At 42.5% G+C, this 19,627-nt stretch carries 16 protein-coding genes; 12 read left to right on the top strand and 4 right to left on the bottom strand.

The annotated features are described in order from the left end of the window. Position 1 precedes the first annotated feature (1 nt). On the bottom strand, positions 2–1,309 hold the full coding sequence (locus L4C54_RS08965; RefSeq protein ID WP_428807912.1) for an acetyl-CoA hydrolase/transferase family protein: 1,308 nt from the start codon (positions 1,307–1,309) through the stop codon (positions 2–4). A gap of 376 nt (positions 1,310–1,685) precedes the next feature. Between L4C54_RS08965 and L4C54_RS08960 the strand changes: the two genes are divergently transcribed. The 4 genes from L4C54_RS08960 to L4C54_RS08945 all read left to right on the top strand — a co-directional run bounded on the left by L4C54_RS08960 (position 1,686) and on the right by L4C54_RS08945 (position 6,942). Then, a complete protein-coding gene (locus L4C54_RS08960; protein WP_428807911.1) occupies positions 1,686–2,465 on the top strand; it encodes a hypothetical protein in 780 nt (259 codons plus the stop codon). A gap of 43 nt (positions 2,466–2,508) precedes the next feature. Further along, positions 2,509–3,480 (top strand): linear amide C-N hydrolase, encoded by a 972-nt coding sequence (locus L4C54_RS08955; RefSeq protein ID WP_428799543.1) that lies wholly within the window; start codon positions 2,509–2,511, stop codon positions 3,478–3,480. Between the two features lie 207 nt (positions 3,481–3,687). Continuing rightward, positions 3,688–4,695: a helix-turn-helix domain-containing protein gene (locus L4C54_RS08950; RefSeq protein WP_428807910.1), complete on the top strand. Its 1,008-nt coding sequence runs from the start codon at positions 3,688–3,690 to the stop codon at positions 4,693–4,695. 222 nt (positions 4,696–4,917) lie between these two features. After that, a complete protein-coding gene (locus L4C54_RS08945; protein ID WP_428807909.1) occupies positions 4,918–6,942 on the top strand; it encodes an oxidoreductase in 2,025 nt (674 codons plus the stop codon). Positions 6,943–7,024: 82 nt separating this feature from the next. Here L4C54_RS08945 and L4C54_RS08940 read toward each other — a convergent pair whose 3' ends face one another. Next, positions 7,025–7,549: a pilus assembly FimT family protein gene (locus L4C54_RS08940; RefSeq protein WP_428807908.1), complete on the bottom strand. Its 525-nt coding sequence runs from the start codon at positions 7,547–7,549 to the stop codon at positions 7,025–7,027. Between the two features lie 285 nt (positions 7,550–7,834). Between L4C54_RS08940 and L4C54_RS08935 the strand changes: the two genes are divergently transcribed. The 6 genes from L4C54_RS08935 (at position 7,835) to L4C54_RS08910 (ending at position 16,063) form a co-directional block, all read left to right on the top strand. After that, the gene (locus tag L4C54_RS08935) at positions 7,835–10,300 is read left to right on the top strand and encodes a diguanylate cyclase (protein WP_428807907.1); all 2,466 of its coding nucleotides are present in this window, start codon (positions 7,835–7,837) and stop codon (positions 10,298–10,300) included. Positions 10,301–10,611: 311 nt separating this feature from the next. Continuing rightward, positions 10,612–11,829: a glucose-1-phosphate adenylyltransferase gene (gene glgC, locus L4C54_RS08930; protein WP_428807906.1), complete on the top strand. Its 1,218-nt coding sequence runs from the start codon at positions 10,612–10,614 to the stop codon at positions 11,827–11,829. A gap of 100 nt (positions 11,830–11,929) precedes the next feature. Next, entirely contained in the window at positions 11,930–12,523 is a 594-nt protein-coding gene (locus tag L4C54_RS08925; RefSeq protein WP_428807905.1) for a LysE family translocator, read from the top strand. A 37-nt stretch (positions 12,524–12,560) separates the two neighbouring features. Further along, positions 12,561–13,409, top strand: coding sequence for an AraC family transcriptional regulator (locus L4C54_RS08920; RefSeq protein ID WP_428807904.1), 849 nt, complete (start codon positions 12,561–12,563; stop codon positions 13,407–13,409). A gap of 237 nt (positions 13,410–13,646) precedes the next feature. After that, positions 13,647–15,404 carry a methyl-accepting chemotaxis protein gene (locus tag L4C54_RS08915; RefSeq protein ID WP_428807903.1) on the top strand — a complete coding sequence of 586 codons (1,758 nt, stop codon included), beginning with the start codon at positions 13,647–13,649 and terminating at the stop codon, positions 15,402–15,404. A gap of 227 nt (positions 15,405–15,631) precedes the next feature. Beyond that, positions 15,632–16,063: a hypothetical protein gene (locus L4C54_RS08910; protein WP_428807902.1), complete on the top strand. Its 432-nt coding sequence runs from the start codon at positions 15,632–15,634 to the stop codon at positions 16,061–16,063. A gap of 96 nt (positions 16,064–16,159) precedes the next feature. Here the strand turns inward: L4C54_RS08910 and L4C54_RS08905 are convergent, their stop codons facing one another. Further along, complete coding sequence (locus tag L4C54_RS08905; protein WP_428807901.1) at positions 16,160–17,056, bottom strand: LysR substrate-binding domain-containing protein; 897 nt, start codon at positions 17,054–17,056, stop codon at positions 16,160–16,162. A gap of 174 nt (positions 17,057–17,230) precedes the next feature. On the opposite strand from L4C54_RS08905, the gene L4C54_RS08900 reads away from it, so the two are divergent. After that, positions 17,231–18,190 carry a DMT family transporter gene (locus L4C54_RS08900; protein WP_428807900.1) on the top strand — a complete coding sequence of 320 codons (960 nt, stop codon included), beginning with the start codon at positions 17,231–17,233 and terminating at the stop codon, positions 18,188–18,190. Between the two features lie 105 nt (positions 18,191–18,295). Then, a complete protein-coding gene (locus L4C54_RS08895) occupies positions 18,296–18,718 on the top strand; it encodes a GNAT family N-acetyltransferase (protein WP_428807899.1) in 423 nt (140 codons plus the stop codon). Positions 18,719–18,850: 132 nt separating this feature from the next. Here the strand turns inward: L4C54_RS08895 and L4C54_RS08890 are convergent, their stop codons facing one another. After that, positions 18,851–19,624 (bottom strand): AAC(3) family N-acetyltransferase, encoded by a 774-nt coding sequence (locus L4C54_RS08890; protein WP_428807898.1) that lies wholly within the window; start codon positions 19,622–19,624, stop codon positions 18,851–18,853. Positions 19,625–19,627: the final 3 nt, after the last annotated feature.

Here is a 19,627-nt window from a genome sequence, read left to right as displayed (position 1 = left end):
ATTATTTGATTAAGCCACACGCTTTAGCGTCAGACAGGAGTGATTCACGAAATTCAGGATGGGCGATGTTGATAAGAGCCAAAACGCGCTCTGGTGTGTTTAAGGCACGTAAATCCGCGGCGCCGAATTCAGTCGCTACCACTTGAACATCATTTCGTAGGGTGGTGACAGGTGTGCCAGCAGGAAGAGCTGTTCGAATCGTCGATTCTAAACCTTGCTTGCCTTTGTGGGTCGATGCCAGTGCTAGAATACTGATGCCGCCTTTAGACATGCGCGCTCCACGCACGAAGTCGACTTGACCACCAGAGCCAGATATTTGAGAGTGACCAACACCTTCTGAGGCTACTTGACCAACTAAATCAACCATCACGCAGGTATTGATTGAGGCAAAGTTATCGTTTTTAGCAATGATGTTAGGATTGACCACATCGGTGACACAACCCATCTCTATTTGGGGGTTACCATCAATGTAATCGATGAGATCTTGTGACCCTGCCGCAAAGGCTGTCACAATTTTATTTGGCTTGTAGTTCTTGCTTGCACAGCTTACCGCGCCCGCTTTACATAGCTCCATCATCGACTCAGTAAACATTTCGGTATGAATACCTAGATTAGCGTGACCTTTCAAAGCCATACCCAATGCATTTGAGATAGTGCCGATACCGATTTGTATGGTCATGCCGTCTTTAATGTAGGGTGTTACGTGCTCAGCGATGGAGATCTCTAAGTCAGAAGGCTCCGCCCCTTTAGGGCCAGCGATTGGATGGTGGCCTTCGGTTAAGAAGCTAACTTCATCAACATGAATCAAATTGTCTTTATTGGTAATTTTGGGCTGGAACTTATTCACCACAGCGATGATTTTTGTTGCGCTTTGCAAAGCGACTTTATTGCCAACGCCTCCGCATGCACCCATGCTCATGTAGCCATTTTCATCAGGTTCAGTTACTTCAACCATCATACAATTAGGTTGAATACGGTTGAAAATTTCATCGAAGTTTGAGAAATGGAAGTTGGTGACTTCAATGTTGCCATGTGCTTGAATTTTTCGCTCAAGTGGCCCCATAAACAGGCTTTTATGATGGACGATAGATTTATATTGCGGTTTTAAAAAATCGAAGGGGTGAGTCAATAGACCGGTATAAAGCTCGAAAGGCTCCAGTTTATCTAGGTGTTTATCTAATTCAAGTAAAAGCATTATTGGTGAAGATAATAAACCACCAGCCCAAACCTTATCGCCTTGCGATAACTTATTAACTGCTGAATTAAGGCTTATTGTTTTTTCACTGTAACGTTCTTGCCATTTGTTCATAATTATCATCTCTATAGTAATTAAATAACTGAATATATTAATTGTATATTTATAAATATATTAAGTTCCTAATGTAGGGTAGAGACTTTCCATGTCTTCTCTTTATAAATTACATGGATACGAATATCGATACTTGGCTTAATAGGTCAGTAATTTAACTAAACTAGACAATGTTTTTTTCTATGGATTAGATCACAAAACACTCAAGTAAAACTGGTTGTATATTAGTGGTTTGTTTGTCGTGAAAATAACTATATTTCTTTGGCACTTTAGGACATTCGTTATACTTATTTGGTCACAAAAATAGAAATTCGATCAGCGTCAATAATTGATATTTTTATCGATTTAGACTGGCCTCAAATTCAATTGAGGATTAATGATGAGACGACTTAAGAAGTGCATGTACCCAATAGTGTGTGTGGCAGTGTTACCGTTGAGTGCATATGCACAAGAGACAACAGAAGTTGACCCTGGAGATATGACAAAAGTCTATACCCAAGTGGGAGCATCCATTGATAGTGATAGCAACATAAAACTGTTGGGCTCAATTTCAGGCACGTATGACAATAATGATAGCTTCCTTCTCTATGGTGAAGCTGCCTTTGGTGATGCGGGTTTCGATAATGAAGATTACGGTGTTAGCTACAATAACGGGCGCTTGCAATATTTTCATGTGATGGACAGTGGGGTGACAAGCTTTCCTAAAGTTGGTTTTTCCGTTGATCTTATTCATAGCGTTCTTCCTCAAGTCAATAATGAAGATGATATGACGCTCGCCTCGGTCGGTGTTGTGGGTATGGTAAACCCAATGTATACCGAGAAGTTTATGGCATTCCCAAATATCGCTTATACAAAAGGAAAAATGTATGGCGAAGATGTTGATGGGTATTTAGCGACGCTATTCTTAACACGTCGTATTTCAGAAAATAGAAGCTATATTGGCTTCTTTCCTGAATATATGTCTATTTCTGGTGATGATATTGAGCGTGAAAGCGTTAAATTAAAGTTCCAAGTCGGAACACCTATTACTGATAGCCAGAGACTTTGGATGATGGCAACGTATGAGCATCAGGAATCAAAATTAAATTATTTAAATATAAATCAAGGGTGGGTCAACTCTTCACGCATAGAACTTGGATTTAAATATTACATCTAATGTTGTCAAATTATTAATATAACCAACAAAAATAGGTATCCGCATGAAAAAATCAATTATTGGTTCCGCTTTACTTGGTGCTCTAATTTCTTCAGGGTCAGTACTGGCTTGTTCAAATGTATTTTGGGATAGCCCAGAAGGTGTTGTTTTAACACGGACAATGGACTGGATGGAATCAACGCAACCATTACTATTGACCGTAAGGGAAGGAGAGAAGCGATACTTCCATGGTAGTGAGTCTGAAAACTCATACACGGTAAAACATAACTTTTTGGCTGTTGCTGGCTATGGAAAATTAGTGGGTGAAGGGGTGAATGAAGAAGGACTTCATAGCAGTTTACAGTATTACCAAGATATGAGTGCAGAGAAGGCATCTGAAACTCAAATTAGCCAGAACGAATACGTTGCTTACATTCTTGCTAATTACGCATCGGTACAAGAAGTACTCGATAACGTCGAAAGTATTGATTTCGGTCTGACAACCATTCCTACGATGGCAGAGCCTCCGCTTTGGCACTATATCGTTTCAGACAAATCCGGTGACCGTGCTGTTATTCAATACGATAAGGATGGCATCAAGATTCACCGAGGTGAAGATGCTCGAGTTGTTACTAACACTAGCCAAGCCGGTTTACTTGAATCGTGGAATAAAAAAGAAAAAGAGCTAAAAGACTCTGGTGGGTATAACAGCACTTTTGCACTAGGGGCGGGTAACACGGAATCAGAGCAAAGATTCCTTTACGCGAATTACTATGTGTCTCAACTAGAGACGGCTACCTCACCGCTGAATGCAATGATGGCAGTAGAAGGAACGGCTTTTAAAGTGCCTCAACAGGCAGCGTATAAGCCGGGTACTGTACTAGCGACTTATGCTACGGAATACACAATTACTTATAATCTTAACTCTGGTGATGTGGTGTTCAAATACAGCGGAGAGAATTGGTCTCAAGAGCAGTGGAACTACAAAACGATCCTAGCGTCTGATGTCGATTTAGCTAAGCCGCTTTATTTGTAATAAAGAGATGTAAAAAGGTGAGTAGTAGAAAGGAAGCGTAAGAAAAAAGAGCAAGGATAGCAGGTAAGCTTTTTAGCGCAGTTAGCGTCGAAAGGCAGATCTGTGGATAGTCGAAGTAGAGTCTATTCACAGATTCGCTTTTTGGAGTTTGTTTTTCAAATAAAGTTTTTTATCATCAAAGGGCTCTTTTATTAAGGTGTTATTTGTATGAACAGTTCGATTCCTCCTTCCTTGTCGGTACACAAAGGGTGGTTAACGCTCATTGCTAAAGGGTCCAAGGAGTGCGGCCTAAATATACATGATCACTTTCCTGGCAGTTTTAATAAAAGTCTTCGTCATAACGTGTTGGATATGCGCAATACTCTTCAGCACATGCATGCAAGTCAATCGGGTGATCTCGTTTGTCTCAAAAGCGCCAAATATGTCGACCCTTTAACTTTCGGTTCGTATTCTTTAACACTTTGGACTGCCCCTGACCTAAAAACACTACTTAAATATGCTTGCGATTATTGCGCAGTGCTAGGAGCGCCAGTACGCCTTAATTACCACGAAAGTCAGATAGGAGATGCCGAACTCTGGTTGTCCAATAATGAACCGAAAAACAAAGAATCCCATGTGACCTATTTAGGGATCACCTTATATTTGGCAACGTTGGCCACGATGATTCAGGCGATTGTTGGAGATGAGTCGTTAAAGGTTCATTTCAAGTTAGTCGATTTCCCATATTCGGAAAGCAAAAAGTCTCTGATCGAGCAGCATTTAAACTGCATTATTTCTGAAGGCAGCCCAATTAGAAAGCTCTGTATTGAGAGAAAGTATCTTCACTTACCTTTACCGGGTTATGACCAAGAGATACATTTTAATGCGATGAATATCTTAAGAAGAGAGGCTGCTGAGCTAGAGAAGAATGACATCGTTTTACAAGTGTATAATACGCTCAATCAGTTCAAAAACTTAGAAAATATGTCGGGTGAAAAAGTAGCAGGGGCGATGCTACTTAATATCAGAACCTTGAACCGAAGGCTGGCAGAGGTAAATACGAGTTATCGTGGTGTATTAGAAAAATACAAGCTTGAACGTGCACTTCATTTACTGGAAAACCCGGCCATCAATATGACCGAAATTGCTTTTCAACTCGGATTCTCTGATCTCAGTACTTTTTCTCGCGCCTTTAAACGCTGGACCGGAAAAAGCCCAACCAAGATTATTCAATGAGACTAAGTTGTACGACTATAGTTACTAAAAGGTTATACAATTCAATGGCTTTTGGTCTTGCCTCTGACTGGGCTAATGATCTAAATCAAAGCAATGTGTATCGTGACATTTTGGCCAAACCTATGTCCTATAGAGCCAAACTTGAATGCTGAAATATTGATTAAATAGCTCCAGATTCTGCAAATCTACGATATTTGCATTTAATTTACTGGAGCAATATTGATGCTAAAAACAAATCACAAAACCTTATTTGAACCCATGCATATCGGTAAAGTGAAACTTAAAAACCGATACTCAATGGCACCAATGGGGACGCTCGGCTGTGTTGACGCTGATGGAGCCTATAACAGTCGCGGCGTTGAGTATTACGCAGCGCGTGCCCGTGGCGGTGTAGGTCTTATTATCACGGGTGTGCAGATGGTTGAGAATGAACTTGAACAGTTCCCTATGCCCTCACTCCCTTGTCCAACCAATCACCCAACAGCCTACATCCGAAGTGCTAAAGAGATGACCGAACGTGTTCATACATACGGTACGAAAATCTTTGCCCAGTTAACTGCAGGGTGGGGCCGTTCATGTATTCCTGGTTTTACTCCTGTAGATAAATCGATCGCCCCTTCTGAAGCACCCAACCGTTTTGATCCTTCGATTACCCATCGTGAATTAACCACGGAAGAAGTGCAGTATTTTATCAGTAAGTTTGTTGAGTCGGCCGCCATTGCGCAGAAATCTGGTTTTGATGGGGTTGAAATACACGCAGTACATGAAGGTTACCTACTTGACCAGTTCACCATGAAGTTCTTTAACCAAAGAATGGATCAATACGGTGGCAGTTTTGAGAATCGATACCGTTTTGCGGTTGAAATCGTTCAAGGCATTAAAGCGGTATGTGGTGAAGACTTTCCTGTATCACTGCGTTACTCAGTAAAAAGTAACATGAAAGAGTTCGGTCAAGGAATTCTGCCTAATGAAGTGGCGGTAGAAGTCGGCCGTGATATGGAAGAGGGATTAGAAGCAGCTACGTTCTTACAAAACGCGGGTTACGATGCGCTGAATGTGGACGCCGGAACCTACGATTCTTGGTACTGGAATCATCCGCCGAACTATTTTGAACCGGGGATGTACCAACCTTATTGTAAAGCGGTATCTGAGGTGGTTGATATACCAGTGCTAATGGCTGGTCGTATGGAAAACCCAGATCTTGCTGCCCACGCTGTAGAAAATGGCATTGCAGATGGCATTAGTATGGGGCGCCCACTGTTAGCAGATCCTGACGTGGTGAATAAAATTCGTCGTGGCCGCTTTGATGAAGTGCGCCCATGCCTTTCTTGTCACTTAGGCTGCTTGGGCAGAATGGCTGAGATAGGTAACCTTTCATGTGCGGTTAACCCAAGTTGTGGACGTGAAGAAGAATTCAAACTTACGCCCGCCTACAAACATAAGAAAGTGGTTGTGGTTGGTGGTGGTGTTGCCGGTATGGAAACCGCGCGTATTGCCGCTGATCGTGGCCATACCGTGACTTTGTTAGAAAAGTCTTCTGCACTAGGTGGTAATGTTATCCCAGGTTCTCAGCCGGAATTTAAGCACGATGATAAGCTTCTTATTCAATGGTTTGAAGGTGAAATGACGCGCAAGAACGTTGATGTTCGTTTTAATACCGAAGCGAATAAAACAACGATCGAAGATCTACAGCCAGACAGTGTTATTTTCGCGACAGGTTCACGCCCGTTAGAACTAAATTGGCTTGAAGGTAAAGATCTAGAGCATGTGATGACGGCAGAGAAACTGTTGATGTCACCAGATCTTATTTCAGGTGAAAACGTGTCTATTGTTGGTGGTGGTCTTGTTGGTGCAGAAGCTGCGCTTTGGATGGCGCAAAAAGGCAAACAAGTAACATTGATTGAAGCTGATGACGATATTATTGGTGGCCCACACGGGACATGCTTTGCAAACTATCAAATGCTGAAAGAGTTGCTGGTTCAAGAAAAAGTGACCACCTTGACGTCTACAAGGTTAGTGAAGGTAACGCCAAACGGTATTGAGGTGAAGCTAGAAAGCTCGGAGCTAAACCAAATTCAAGCCGATCATGTCATCTTAGCTTTAGGCTACAAAGCGGAAGACCATTTGCACGAAGCGTTGGCTAATGAATTGGATGTTGATGAAGTCTTTAATATTGGCGATAGCCAACAAGCAAGAACCATCATGACCGCGATTTGGGATGGTTATGAAGTAGCTCGTCACCTTTAGACTTAACTAACGACTCGCTCTAATACCGCCGACTTAAACAGTCGGCGTTTTATTTTGAAGATTATTATACTGGTAACAAGCATTAGCAAATACTGGTAAGCACCCTTACTGAGTGATCACCATCAACTGGGTTCTGATAACGAACTTGGCATCCATATTCTGTTCTATCTCCCGTTGTAGGGGCACTACTATAAAAAATGTAAATTTGATTCAGAGTGGTAGATTTATCAATAAAGAAAGGGGCTGCATCTGGATTGGCAACGATTTCGGTTTTACTGACGGTGTCGATATTTAGCCAAGCTTGAACTTGTTCGTTTAAATCATCAAAAGAGTCACTACCATCAACGGCTGGGTAGCCATTATAAAGTGGGACCGCAACACCTCCAATGGTGATTTCACCATCTCCGCTATCTTGACCGTCAATCACCGCTTGGCTGTAGATCAAGCTCAATGCCGACGTCATCGAACTTCCGACTGTCGTCATTACTTCTATGCGAGCATCCGATTGAAAATTAAGAAACCGGGGGGCAGCAATAACAGCCAACGTTGCTAAAATGACGATGGTTACGACCAATTCAATTAATGTGAAGCCTTTATGTACGCTCATATCATACGATTGCCCAATCACACTACAAGAAACGCTATCACGTAACTGAACAGAAATAGCGTAGTGCTTAACCTGTAAATTATAGGCTTAATAGGTTAAGACTGAAAAATTGGCTTTATTAAACGCAGTTTACAGCCGTCTATCTCACCTTTATAAATCAAATATAGTTAAAGAGCTTTCCCATCAGGTTAATGAAAATGACAGTAAGATAACCATAATTTGTACGATAAAATGACTGGAGAATAGACTGCTATACTTGAGAAAATCCATCGTTTAGCCGTACCGATGAAAATTCCCTTTATATTGCTTCTGCACTTACTCCTACCATTACATGTCATGGCGACAGAGATCGCGCTGTTTGTTCCTCGTAACGAGACCCTTGCATGGCAATCACAGATCAAATTTGCTCAGGCAGCAGCCAATGATCTCGGTATCACGTTGCGAGTTTATAACGCAAATAACCAGTCAAAAACGATGCTACGGCAGGTAAACGAAGCTTGTAAACAAGGGGTCGATGGGATTTTGTTTATGAACTATGAGCAGGTGGGCGAAAAAATATTAGCAATAACCGAGCGCTATAGAACCCCAGCAATTTTGTACAACACAGGCTTTATTTCCGATGATTTAGTCCCTAGAACGAAGTATAAATTTTGGATAGGAAGTATTACTCCTGACGATCAAAAAGCAGGTGCGTTGCTGGCTGAACAACTTCTCATTAGTGCGGATGAGGAGGAGATTAAACAAGTGAATATGTTGGTCATAAATGGCAATCAGAAAGAGCTTTCTGCACAACAGCGTAATCAAGGCCTTTACCAAATAATAAAGCACCATCCAAAAGTTTCGGTTATTGCTGAAGGTGATACTGGGACAAGTTGGAGCCGGATTGAGGCGAAAAATCAGTTTAAGAAACATTTCAAACAACACCCGGAAATTAATGTTATTTGGGCTGCTTCAGACGAACTTGCTTTAGGCGCTAGGGATGCAATGGCTGAGCTTTCCTTGCCAATGGATAGCGTCATTGTGGGTGGTATTGATTGGTTGCCGGAAGCGCTTGAAATTGTCAAAGGGCCATTACCTTATGTCTCTGTCGGTGGCCATTTTACCGAATCAGCTTGGGGACTAATCCTGTTAAAAGATTACCTTGCTGGTAATGATTTTGCTGCGGAGTCGAGCCAGTTTCATACCCGGATGTATGCAATTAATTGGAACAACATAAATACATTCGACAGCTTTATCAGTGACAGTTGGCAACTCATCGATTTTAAAGCACTCTCAAAAGAACACGATAACGAAAAGCTATACAATTTCAGCATCAAGCACCTACTTGATACTTATTATCAAAATACCAAAGAACTTGAACTGACCGATGAAGAAACGGATTGGTTGAAACAGCACAAGACTCTTCGGTTGGCCATTGATATCGACTGGCCCCCGTTTGAATACGTTAACAAAGAGGAGAGATACCAAGGTATCGCAGCTGATTATATAAATCTGATTGGTGAGCGCTTGGATGTAAAACTGATCCCAAGTATAAATATGAGCTGGGCGGAAGTGGTCAACGCTGCTAAGCGGCGAGAGCTGGATATCTACCCTGCGTTAGCGATTACTGATGGCCGGAAAAGTTATTTGAACTTCACTCAGCCCTATCTTAGTTTTCCAATGATGATCATCACCAATCAAGATATCCCTTATGTCGCCGACATTAACGCATTGAATGACGCAGAAGTAGCGGTTGTTAAGGGATATGCCTCTCATGAGCTGCTCCTTGAGCATCATCCAGGAATCAAGCTGTTTGAAGCTGATAATATCTCTGATGCATTGAAAGCGGTCTCTTCAGGTAAGGTTACTGCATATATTGGCAATATTGCGACGGCCAATTATGTGATGACGCGTGAGGGCTTTACCAATCTGAAAGTTTCTGGTGTTACTCCATATCGTTTTGAGCTGAGTATGGCGGTTCGAAGTGATTGGCCAATCTTACAACGCATCTTGCAAAAGGCGCTCGACTCAATTTCAGAAGCGGAGAAGAAGGCGATCTATTCTCGATGGGTGACGGTTCGTTATGAGCACGGTGTTGATTACAGTCTTGTTTGGACGGTTGTGGTTGTATCGTTACTGGTTTTGATGCTGCTCAGTTACTGGACTCGGAAGCTCTCAAGCCTGAACCACAAGTTGAACAACGAAGTTATGGAGCGAAAAGAGATTGAGCAACAACTGCGGCAGGAAAAAAAGAAGATTGAAAAACTTGCCATCACTGATTCTCTGACTGGACTATTTAATCGTCGCCATTACAACGAAGCATTACCTTCTGAGATTCACAGAGCGAAACGAAGTGAGGAATGGCTCAGCTTTGTGATTCTAGATATCGACTATTTTAAGCAGTACAACGACAACTATGGCCACCATAATGGTGATCACCAGCTGATCTCGCTTGCTAATGTTTTGATGGAAAAATGTCACCGAGCATCAGATTTCTGCTTTCGATTGGGGGGCGAGGAGTTCGGGATTATCTTTTCAGGTCTCTCTCCTGAAGAGGCTGAAACCTTTGTTGAAGGGATTAGACAAGCCATTGAGGCATTACAGCTTGAACACAAATATAGCAACGCAGCATCCGTGCTGACAGCATCATTTGGCCTTGTGACCTCTAAAGCGCCAAAACAAAAGATGGAGGAACTGTATGAGGCAGCAGATGCAGCGTTATACAGGGCCAAAGATACTGGGCGTAATCGAGTTGAAAGCTTAGTACTCTGATTGGTGTTGTTAACGGGCTTAGGGTTAGGGATTAGAGGTTACGGCCTCTGTATTCGAAGGTCGCCTATGACGGATTCTTCACGCCAATAATTCACATGACAGAATATAACCAGCGCCTCGCCACTTACCTAAATGCGACATTATAGTGCATATAAGCCTGTAATGAGCCCAGCTTTGGTTCAATCTTACTTTATCTCTTGGAAATATCTTTATATTACAGTCTGTTAATCATTGGAACGATATTTGTACTGCATTACTTCATAGGATTTAATGATTAAATTCGTAATGGACGTAATTAGGGAGTGATGGATATGAAAGAGACGTTGACGGTAGTACTCGCCGGAGGAATGGGGTCACGCCTATCGCCACTGACGGATAATCGAGCTAAGCCCGCTGTGCCTTTTGGGGGGAAGTTTCGAATCATTGATTTTACGCTCGCCAATTGCCTTCATTCTGGGCTACGACGAATCCTAGTGCTGACGCAATATAAATCGCATTCACTCCAGAAACACTTACGGGACGGGTGGTCAGTGTTTAACCCTGAGCTTGGAGAGTATATTACGGTCGTTCCACCACAGATGCGTAAAGGCGATAAATGGTACAGTGGAACGGCAGATGCTATCTACCAAAATTTGTGGTTACTATCTCGAAGTGAAGCGAAATACATTGTCGTGCTGTCAGGCGATCATATCTATCGAATGGATTATGAACCAATGTTAGAGCAACACAAAAAGAGCGGTGCAGAGCTGACGATTGCTTGTATGAACGTTCCGGTAAAAGAGGCAACAGAGTTTGGTGTTATGGCCATTGATGAACAAAAGAAAATTGTCTCTTTTGAAGAAAAACCAGAAACCCCAGCGTCACTTCCCGATGATCCAGACCATAGCCTAGCTTCTATGGGCATTTATATTTTTACTACTGAAGCGCTTATCGATGCGCTAGAAAATGATGCACAAACTACGGGTTCAAGTAACGATTTTGGTAAAGATATCATTCCAAAACTGATTGATAAGGGGAAGGTATTTGCCCACAAATTTGGTGGTGATGATGGGCGAGTTACGAAAGATGCTTATTGGCGAGATGTCGGTACTATCGATTCATTTTATCAAGCCAATATGGATCTTTTAACGCCCGTACCACCTATGGACTTGTACCAAAAGGACTGGACTATACGTACGTACGAGCGTCAATTACCTCCGGCAAGAACGACATCCTCAGCCACAGGCAATGAAGGCATCTTTATTAACTCACTGATCTCAAGTGGCGTGGTTAACTTTGGAGGGGCGGTTCAGAACTCCGTACTTTCATCAAATGTTAAGATTAACGATGGTGCGACGGTCGCTGACTGTATTCTCTTTGATTACGTTGAAGTTGGAGAAAGCTGCCAATTAAAAAACTGCATTATCGATAAACATGTCAAAATCCCTTCTGGTACGGAAATAGGGATTAACCCGGCAGAAGATGCTAAAAAATTCACGATCTCTGAAAGAGGAACCGTCGTGGTACCGGAAAGCTATGTGTTTGCGTAACCATAATCAAAAGAGTTAACGGGAATTCTAGGCTGCAATATCGTTCAATACTGTAAATCCGTCATCATTTATCTTGTCTGCATAAAAGGAGAATGATGATATGAACAGTTTATTTTTTGCCATGGTGGTGTTTGCATTTGTAGGTGCTGTTACGCCCGGTCCTGTTAACTTATTGGCGACAAGTACCGCGGTGAATAGTGGTATGAAAGAGGCATTAAAGCATGTGACAGGCGCTTCAATTGCTTATGCTTTAGTTGTTTTTTTTTCCGGTAGCGTGCTGCAGAGTATGGCCAAATTATTGCCTAAGTTAGAGCTTGTTATGCAGCTGGTTGGTAGTGCTTTTCTTCTCTATCTTGCTTATCGAATATACACAGCGCCCACTGCCTCAATTGAAACTCAAACCAGTAACGGCATGAGTTGGTGGGTTGGCGCATTGACTCAACTACTAAATCCTAAGGCTTGGCTCGTAGCCATGTCAGGGGTAAGTTTGTACGTGATAGGCCAAGACAGCCCCCAGCAGTCGCTGGTTTTATTTACTTCGGTTTCACTCGTTGTTTGCTTTATTGGCGTCGGAGTTTGGGCAGTGATCGGGCAACTATTAGCCAAAAAACTTGAAAATCCAGTAAAACAGCGTCAGTTTAATAGAGTGATGGCGGTGATGCTTGGAGTGTCGGTGAGCCTGATCTGGGTTTAATTTTTTGTTTATTAATCGAATTACTTAGGGATGGGTGATGAAAAAGGATAACAGCGCGAGCTTTAAGCAGAGTACGTTGATCCCTTGGATAGAGCTCAGAGTTGCCGATCGTAGCACTGCTTGTTATCAAGCTCACTCCCATGATGAGTTTTCTTTTGGTCTGATACAGCAAGGTCGTGCTGCTTATCAAAATCGTGGTTCAATCCACCAGATCGGAGCGGGCGATATCGTAACAATCAATCCTGCTGATGTGCACTCATGTAACCCAGAAGCAGGAACATGGTCTTATAGCATGCTGTTTGTCGATACCTTGAAAATGGGTGAGTTTCAAAAAGAGGTATTAGGCTATGACCGAAAAATGCCGCTGGCAGATTACACACCATTTCTTCATGATCTAGAGCGCAGTCATGAAGTGGCTGCCAAATTTCAAACACTATTTGGCTCATTGCAGTCAGAGTCTAGCCCATTACAAGCACAGGCATGCTTGTATGATTTTATTGAGGCAAGTTTAGGTAAGGCATCCGCTCAATCTAAGAGAGAGCAGCAGCATCCTCATCTTAACCGTGTTCGCGAGAGACTTTTGGATGGTATCGATCATGTGATTCAGTTAGAAGAGCTAGCGGAAGAAGTGGGTTTAAGCCGTTATCAGTTATTGAGAGCATTTAAAAACCAATATGGTTTACCCCCTCATGCGTATTTGATGGACGAGAAAATCAAGCGTTCTAAACGTATGCTGAAAACAGGACAAGATATCTCTGAAGTCGCCTATCAATTGGGATTCTCCGATCAAGCCCATTTTCAACGCCAGTTTAAGAAAAAACTCGCGGTGACGCCGAAGTTCTATCAATCTCACTTTATTACACCAAACATAGCCATCAGCAAATAGCACTGAGCTATACTCTTTTATCTCGATATTCAGCTCCTACAACAAGTAACTCGTTGAACCTCTTCCCCAATCCCACTCTTTATATTTGATAAGTGAATACATGCACTGAACTCTGATGCTTTGTCTATTTTGTGAGCTATTTATAATTATCATGTTGCGATAATGTTAATATCGACAGTAAGTTAACACTATTTCTCATAATTAAGACGTAGCTCACTCGACAGAAGGGATCCGATCATGTGGCTAAATTGGCTAACGAATGTTTCATTTCGAATCAAGATGTATGTGCTAGTAATGGGTATTATCGCTATTACTATTATTACCTCTTACTTAAGTGCGAATTACTTTATTGGTAAGTCGGTACACGAGATGGATTCAAAGAACCTTGATATTCAAATGTCGTTAATTAAAGACAAAATTCAAGGTGATATTGAGCAGCAAATTAGCATGGCTGAAAACCTTCAATTCAGTTTGTTAGACATTACAAGAATCGTTGAAACTACCAATTTTTATGACGTTGTTAAAGTTACCATGGGTATCTCTTTCTCTAAAGATGGTGCAGTGGATGATGAGGTTCGAGCTGAGCTATTTCAAACCATGCTAGAGGCCGCAAACGGAGAAGTACAGGTGAGTAATATCATCACTCACGATGGCAAACCTATGCTGACCGTAGTGGTTCCTAGAAGGAAAGGCCTTGGGGATATTTTCTATATCGACCTGACTCAAACCCAGAACCTATTTGATGACTTTTCCAGCCAAGGTTTCAATTTCGTATTAAACGATGTGGCTGGGAATGAACTAAAAAGTGGCAATCTTGTTGGTAATTTCATCGAAATCCCAGACAACTTCAACATAAAGGGTGCTCAATGGAGTTTAACTGGCTACATTGATGCGAATGTTATTCAAGAGAATGTCTCTTCAATTAATCAACAAATCACTTTGGCTCTATTTATCTCTTCATTGGTGATTGCGCCATTGGGGATTGTTCTTATTAATGTCGCCTTTAGGCCCATTGTTTCTTTACGTCAGATCATTCTTGACCTTGCCAGTGGTGATGGCGATCTTACTCAGCGTTTGTCGGTCAAAACGAAAGGGGATCTTGGTTGGATAGCCGATGGTGTAAACCGATTTATTGAGAGTTTGCAGCTGATGATGATTGATATCAGTAAGTTTACCCAACAGACGAATGGCGAAGTGCAGACATTGCAACAGCGAGCGGAATCGAATCAAGCGTTATTGAATGAGCACCAGAAAGAGACCGAGCTTGTTGTGACTGCCGTTGAAGAGATCAACGCAACGACCAGTTCTGTCGCTCAAAATGCAGCTGTTGCAGCAGAGCTGACGACTCAAGCGGCGCAAGAGGCGTCAGAAGCAAAAGAGATGGTTAACGTGGCAGTAAACAGCGTGAACGCTCTTGTTGAAGAAGTCGATAGTATGTCTCATTCGGTAATGACGATGAGTAACGACACCAAACAGATAGCCGACTCGTTGCATGTGATTGGAGAGATTGCGGCGCAGACGAATTTACTTGCGTTAAATGCAGCAATTGAAGCGGCGAGAGCAGGGGAGCAAGGCCGAGGCTTTGCGGTTGTGGCTGATGAAGTCAGAAACCTAGCGTCACGAACACAAAATAGCACTACTGAAATTGAAGAGATGCTGAATAAACTGCGACAAGCCAATGACAAGGTTGTCTCGAACATGGACATCACTAAATCCAGTTGTCATGAGACCGCAGAAAATACCAGCCAAGTTATCAACTGCCTTGATGCGGTGAATACCTCGGTCTACAAAATCAGTGACTTATCAGCAGAGATCTCAGTAGCAGCTGAAGAGCAGAGTCAAGTCTCTGAGGAAGTAAGTCGTAATATGTCAGCCATTGGAAAAGTGATCCATACCATTAATAACAACGGCCTTGAAAGCGTTAAAAGCGTGACAGAGCTAAGCTTACATAACCAACAATTGGCTAGCATTGTTGGCAAATTCAAGGTCAGTTAACTACCGAGGTGTGCCCGTAACTTGAAGTTTGGGCACACTAGCCAAAGCTATTTTCCTATGTTAAGTTACCCGCAGGCTGATTGGACGCCTACCTCGCAAAAGCATCCGTACCAATATCAGCAACCTAATCAGTTGCACATACAATTTATTCAGTTTATACGCTGCTAGATTTTAAAAATATTAACTTCTGAAACCGATAGCGAGTAGGTTCAATATAGGGGAATATTATGCGTATTGAACAAGTAAACCTTGTCGAAATATGGCTTTATGAAGCCAAGCTATTACAAAAATCAACCAAATCTGATCAGCTTTCAAGCTCTCTGCCGATTTTACGTCGACTGTTAAAACACAGTGTGCTCGTTGGGTTATCATTGCCTGAATTGCAAAAAGACGTGACCATTATTCAGCGTAAGCACTTACTTCAGCTTATCTCGATAGAGAACGGTTTTAAAAGTTGGGTCGAGTTTAAAAGCGTTCTCGAATCATCAATCAACTCTTCTGATAAGTACCTACCTCAGCGCATTAAGCTGAAGAATATTGGTTACCCTGCACGATGGTTTTCAACCATGGAAGAGGCACAATCGTATGCCAATATTCATGGTGGCGAGGCTATATCAGTGGGTACTCAGGCGGTGATCGCGCCAAGCAATGATGAATAAGCTTTAACGATGGTATTGGTGCTACTCTCCTTGTTATGTAACTTGCGAGAGTGGCATTTTTCGTTCTCTCTAGTTTGGATAATGTCTTATTTTTCTTTAAAGTTGGCCTGTTGAAAATTCACTTTGAAGCCAAGATCTCAGCGCTAGGACACTCTCAGATTTTAACTTTTCAGGTAGGCACGCAAAATAGAAGCTCTGCTTAGGGTGTTTGATTGAGCTACCTACTTCGACAAGCATGCCGTGTTTGATTTCGTCTTTAACAAACTGTTTGTGAGTCACAAATACGCCGAGTTTTCTTGAGGCGGCTTGCACGGCGTGGACAGAGGCAATAAAACTCAGGTTTCTGTGTTGGCTTGGTGTCGCGACTTGATTGGCATGGCACCAATACTGCCAATCCCCGTCTCGGCGATCATTGGTGGCAAAAATAGCGGGGAATCGGTCCAAAAGCTCTTTGACTGTAGAGCCCTCTTCAGCCAAATCTGGGTGACACACCATCACCAGTTCATCATCGCCCAACTTTTCGCAGTGATAATCTTGCCAATCTTCATGTGTCCCATGAATCAGCGCAACATCGACGTTCTCTCGTTCAAGATTGAAAGAGCCAATGAGGTTGGACACACGCACATCGAGTTTAGGCGCATGCTGCTGAAATTCTTGCATACGTGGGATCCACCAATGAATCGCCAATGAGTTCACCATATTCAAAGTAATACGATTGGCGTGTTCAGGCTGCTGAATGGATACCGAGGCATCAACGATCTGCTCAAGGGCAGGCGCGACCTTCTTATAATAAATTCTTCCCTGAGTGTTTAGCTCTACCTGCCTACCAACTCGTTTAAAAAGTGGAAGGCCGAGTTGTGTTTCTAAGCTCTTTACCGATTGGCTGACGGCAGAGTGGCTGATATTGAGTACCTGTGACGCTTTCGTCATGCTGCCAGTCTCTGCTACGGCAATAAAAGCGTAGATACCTTTAAGGGGAACGAGTGTTTTCATTATTTATCCCACTGCTCTATTTGATTAATAGCTTATTTGGCTAATGGACTGTTTTAACAATAAGGTAATTGTTAAGTTTTTCTAACAGGTTTGGTTAATATTACTCGCTTTTTTGTTGTGCGTCATTTCCCTACTCTATGTACAAGAAAGGTACGCGCATCAAAAGAGAGTTGTATGTCCACTGAATATAGAGCCGCACTGCTTATGCTGTGCTCGACCTTAAGTCTATCTATGACAGGCCTTGTCGCCAAGTTTCTGACCGGAGAGTTTAGTCTCATGACTTTACTGTTTTTGCGTCTGTTTATTCCCGCAGCCTTAATGCTGGCAGCAGTGGCGAGTATCCAATTTGTTCTTCCTAAGAAAAACTTAATAAAACCAATAATGACGCGAGCTGTGTGTGTCGTCGGGTGCCAGATGTGTTTTCTTGCATCCTTAACTCAATTAACCTTGGTTGAAAGTGTGGTGCTTTTTGCAACGGGGCCACTGTTTATTCCTGTGCTTGAGCGCGTATTTTTTGGCATCAAGATTAAGACAATTACAAAGCTTGCTCTGTTGGTTACGTTTTCCGGCGTGCTACTGCTGACAAGTGATGGAAGCAGCATAACCTTTAAACCTGAGATGTTGATAGGCTTGGGAGCAGGGATGTTCAACGCAGGATCGCAGTTGAGTTTATATCGCTCAACTAAGGGAGATATGTCGCCAAGTGCCATCAATGGATGGAGCTTTCTCTTCAGTTCGATATTGGTGTTACCAATCAGTTTATGGTTTGGGTTATCAGAGTTGGACGTGGTTATTCTATCGGCGCCAACAGAGTACTGGCCGATATGGCTTGCCCTATTAGCGTTAGCAACGGTGACGATTAGCAATCAGATATTCCGCTCTATGGCGTATAAATTGGCAGACAGCAATTCGCAACTAGCACCGCTTATTTTTACTCACTTATTGTTTACTCTGGCTTGGCAGCTGATGTTTTTCGATGCGGAGATGACGCAAGAAAAAATACTAGGTGTAACACTGATTGTCGTTGCAAGCTTAATGCAAACGATGATGCCTAAATTGAAGCAGATATTTAAGTCGAATGGTCTACCAAAGTTGATTCGGTTGCCTAAATTGCAGAGGATAGAAAGGCTGTAAGGTAGGAAAGCTGTAGGTTCGGTAACGTTAGTCGCTTACTTGTATTTTCTCTTTTTATTAGAGATGCTTCAGCAAAGAATATGAGTAAGTAATACAGGTGGAAAAATGCAAAAAATCGATTTCTCAAAAGGAGAACTGGGCGAGCATGAGCAGAGCCAGTTGACCGAAGGATTTGAAACTCATAGCCAAGTTCAAGAGGCGCCTCCTTATCAAAAAGATCGTCTAAATTGGACGGTTAAAGATGATCACGGGAAGCTTGTTGCAGCCATGACTGCTGATCTTTTGTGGGGATGGCTGTATATCGATGAGCTATGGGTGCATGAAAGCTGTCGAGGAACCGGAATGGGGAAGCAGCTGATGAATAAGGCTGAACAGCACGCTAAGTCGGAAGGTTTATCGGGGATATGGCTGTGGACTCAAAGTTGGCAAGCGCCAGGTTTTTATCAAAGTTTAGGCTACGAAGAATTTACCCGATTTGAGGATTTCCCCAAAGGGCATAATCGCATCGGTTTAAGAAAATATTTGTAGGGAAAGGATTGTAAGAAAATGCTTTAAGAATGTATTTATAAAAAAAATATGGATAAGCAAGTTCAAGCCCTTTGCTGTCGAAGGGCTGATTTTCAATTCATATCTAAAGTGCTTATTTCTCTAAACAGTACATCAATACCAAGATTCAGGAATAGGATTGTCGTCGAGAAAGACGTCTTGGTTTTGCTTTAGAAAGGTTGTCGTGATATCGGCCATCTGTTTCGCACTGGCAAGAAAAACTTTCGCTTCTCCTACTTGTCCCCAGTGGCCAATACCAAGCTTGATAAAGGGCTTTTCTAGTTTGCCATAATGTTCATGGATACTTTTAATCGGACTCTTGTGGCGATGTAAGACCGTGTCAATAATATGCTCACCTTTGACAATCTTGATTGCTTCTGGGGTTAGGTCTATTCGGTTCGGGATCTCGCACCACTCTTCCACACCATGAATATAGGTATTTCGTGTCAGCGGACAGCCGAGAAATAGAATTTGTGCATCTGCATCATACAACTTTCCCCATACTCCATCTCTTGGACAGGGTGAAGTTGCCTTTTCCTCTCCAGCAATAAATTGTTCGGCATTGTTTCCAAGAGCAGCAACGGAGTGGGTAGGGTGAAGCGACCGAACGACGCCTGTTCTGTTTCTAAATAACTCACTTAATATCCCCACACATGTTGGCTCTTTCTCTGGATCAAATATGCCATCAGCCAGATTGTGCTTGTCCCAACTGTGAGTGGGTAATAATAGTAGACCGTTAGACATGAGATCAGACAAGGCATCGAGTACGGTGTCAGCACCACCTTCAACAGATCCTATTGCCTTCATGGACGAGTGAATAAGCAAAACACCATTAGGGTCGACGCCAAGACGATTTAAATCATCAATAAGATTTTGTTTAGTGAACATAAT

The sequence above is a fragment of the Vibrio lamellibrachiae genome, from assembly GCF_050337265.1.
Lineage (GTDB): Bacteria > Pseudomonadota > Gammaproteobacteria > Enterobacterales > Vibrionaceae > Vibrio > Vibrio kyushuensis.
This window is presented reverse-complemented; position numbering and strand designations above follow the sequence as displayed.

Coding starts and splice junctions, on each gene's coding strand:
- L4C54_RS08965 (WP_428807912.1), bottom strand. CDS start 1,309: ATGAACAAATGGCAAGAACGTTACAGTGAAAAAACAATAAGCCTTAAT.
- L4C54_RS08960 (WP_428807911.1), top strand. CDS start 1,686: ATGATGAGACGACTTAAGAAGTGCATGTACCCAATAGTGTGTGTGGCA.
- L4C54_RS08955 (WP_428799543.1), top strand. CDS start 2,509: ATGAAAAAATCAATTATTGGTTCCGCTTTACTTGGTGCTCTAATTTCT.
- L4C54_RS08950 (WP_428807910.1), top strand. CDS start 3,688: ATGAACAGTTCGATTCCTCCTTCCTTGTCGGTACACAAAGGGTGGTTA.
- L4C54_RS08945 (WP_428807909.1), top strand. CDS start 4,918: ATGCTAAAAACAAATCACAAAACCTTATTTGAACCCATGCATATCGGT.
- L4C54_RS08940 (WP_428807908.1), bottom strand. CDS start 7,549: ATGAGCGTACATAAAGGCTTCACATTAATTGAATTGGTCGTAACCATC.
- L4C54_RS08935 (WP_428807907.1), top strand. CDS start 7,835: ATGAAAATTCCCTTTATATTGCTTCTGCACTTACTCCTACCATTACAT.
- glgC (WP_428807906.1), top strand. CDS start 10,612: ATGAAAGAGACGTTGACGGTAGTACTCGCCGGAGGAATGGGGTCACGC.
- L4C54_RS08925 (WP_428807905.1), top strand. CDS start 11,930: ATGAACAGTTTATTTTTTGCCATGGTGGTGTTTGCATTTGTAGGTGCT.
- L4C54_RS08920 (WP_428807904.1), top strand. CDS start 12,561: ATGAAAAAGGATAACAGCGCGAGCTTTAAGCAGAGTACGTTGATCCCT.
- L4C54_RS08915 (WP_428807903.1), top strand. CDS start 13,647: ATGTGGCTAAATTGGCTAACGAATGTTTCATTTCGAATCAAGATGTAT.
- L4C54_RS08910 (WP_428807902.1), top strand. CDS start 15,632: ATGCGTATTGAACAAGTAAACCTTGTCGAAATATGGCTTTATGAAGCC.
- L4C54_RS08905 (WP_428807901.1), bottom strand. CDS start 17,056: ATGAAAACACTCGTTCCCCTTAAAGGTATCTACGCTTTTATTGCCGTA.
- L4C54_RS08900 (WP_428807900.1), top strand. CDS start 17,231: ATGTCCACTGAATATAGAGCCGCACTGCTTATGCTGTGCTCGACCTTA.
- L4C54_RS08895 (WP_428807899.1), top strand. CDS start 18,296: ATGCAAAAAATCGATTTCTCAAAAGGAGAACTGGGCGAGCATGAGCAG.
- L4C54_RS08890 (WP_428807898.1), bottom strand. CDS start 19,624: ATGTTCACTAAACAAAATCTTATTGATGATTTAAATCGTCTTGGCGTC.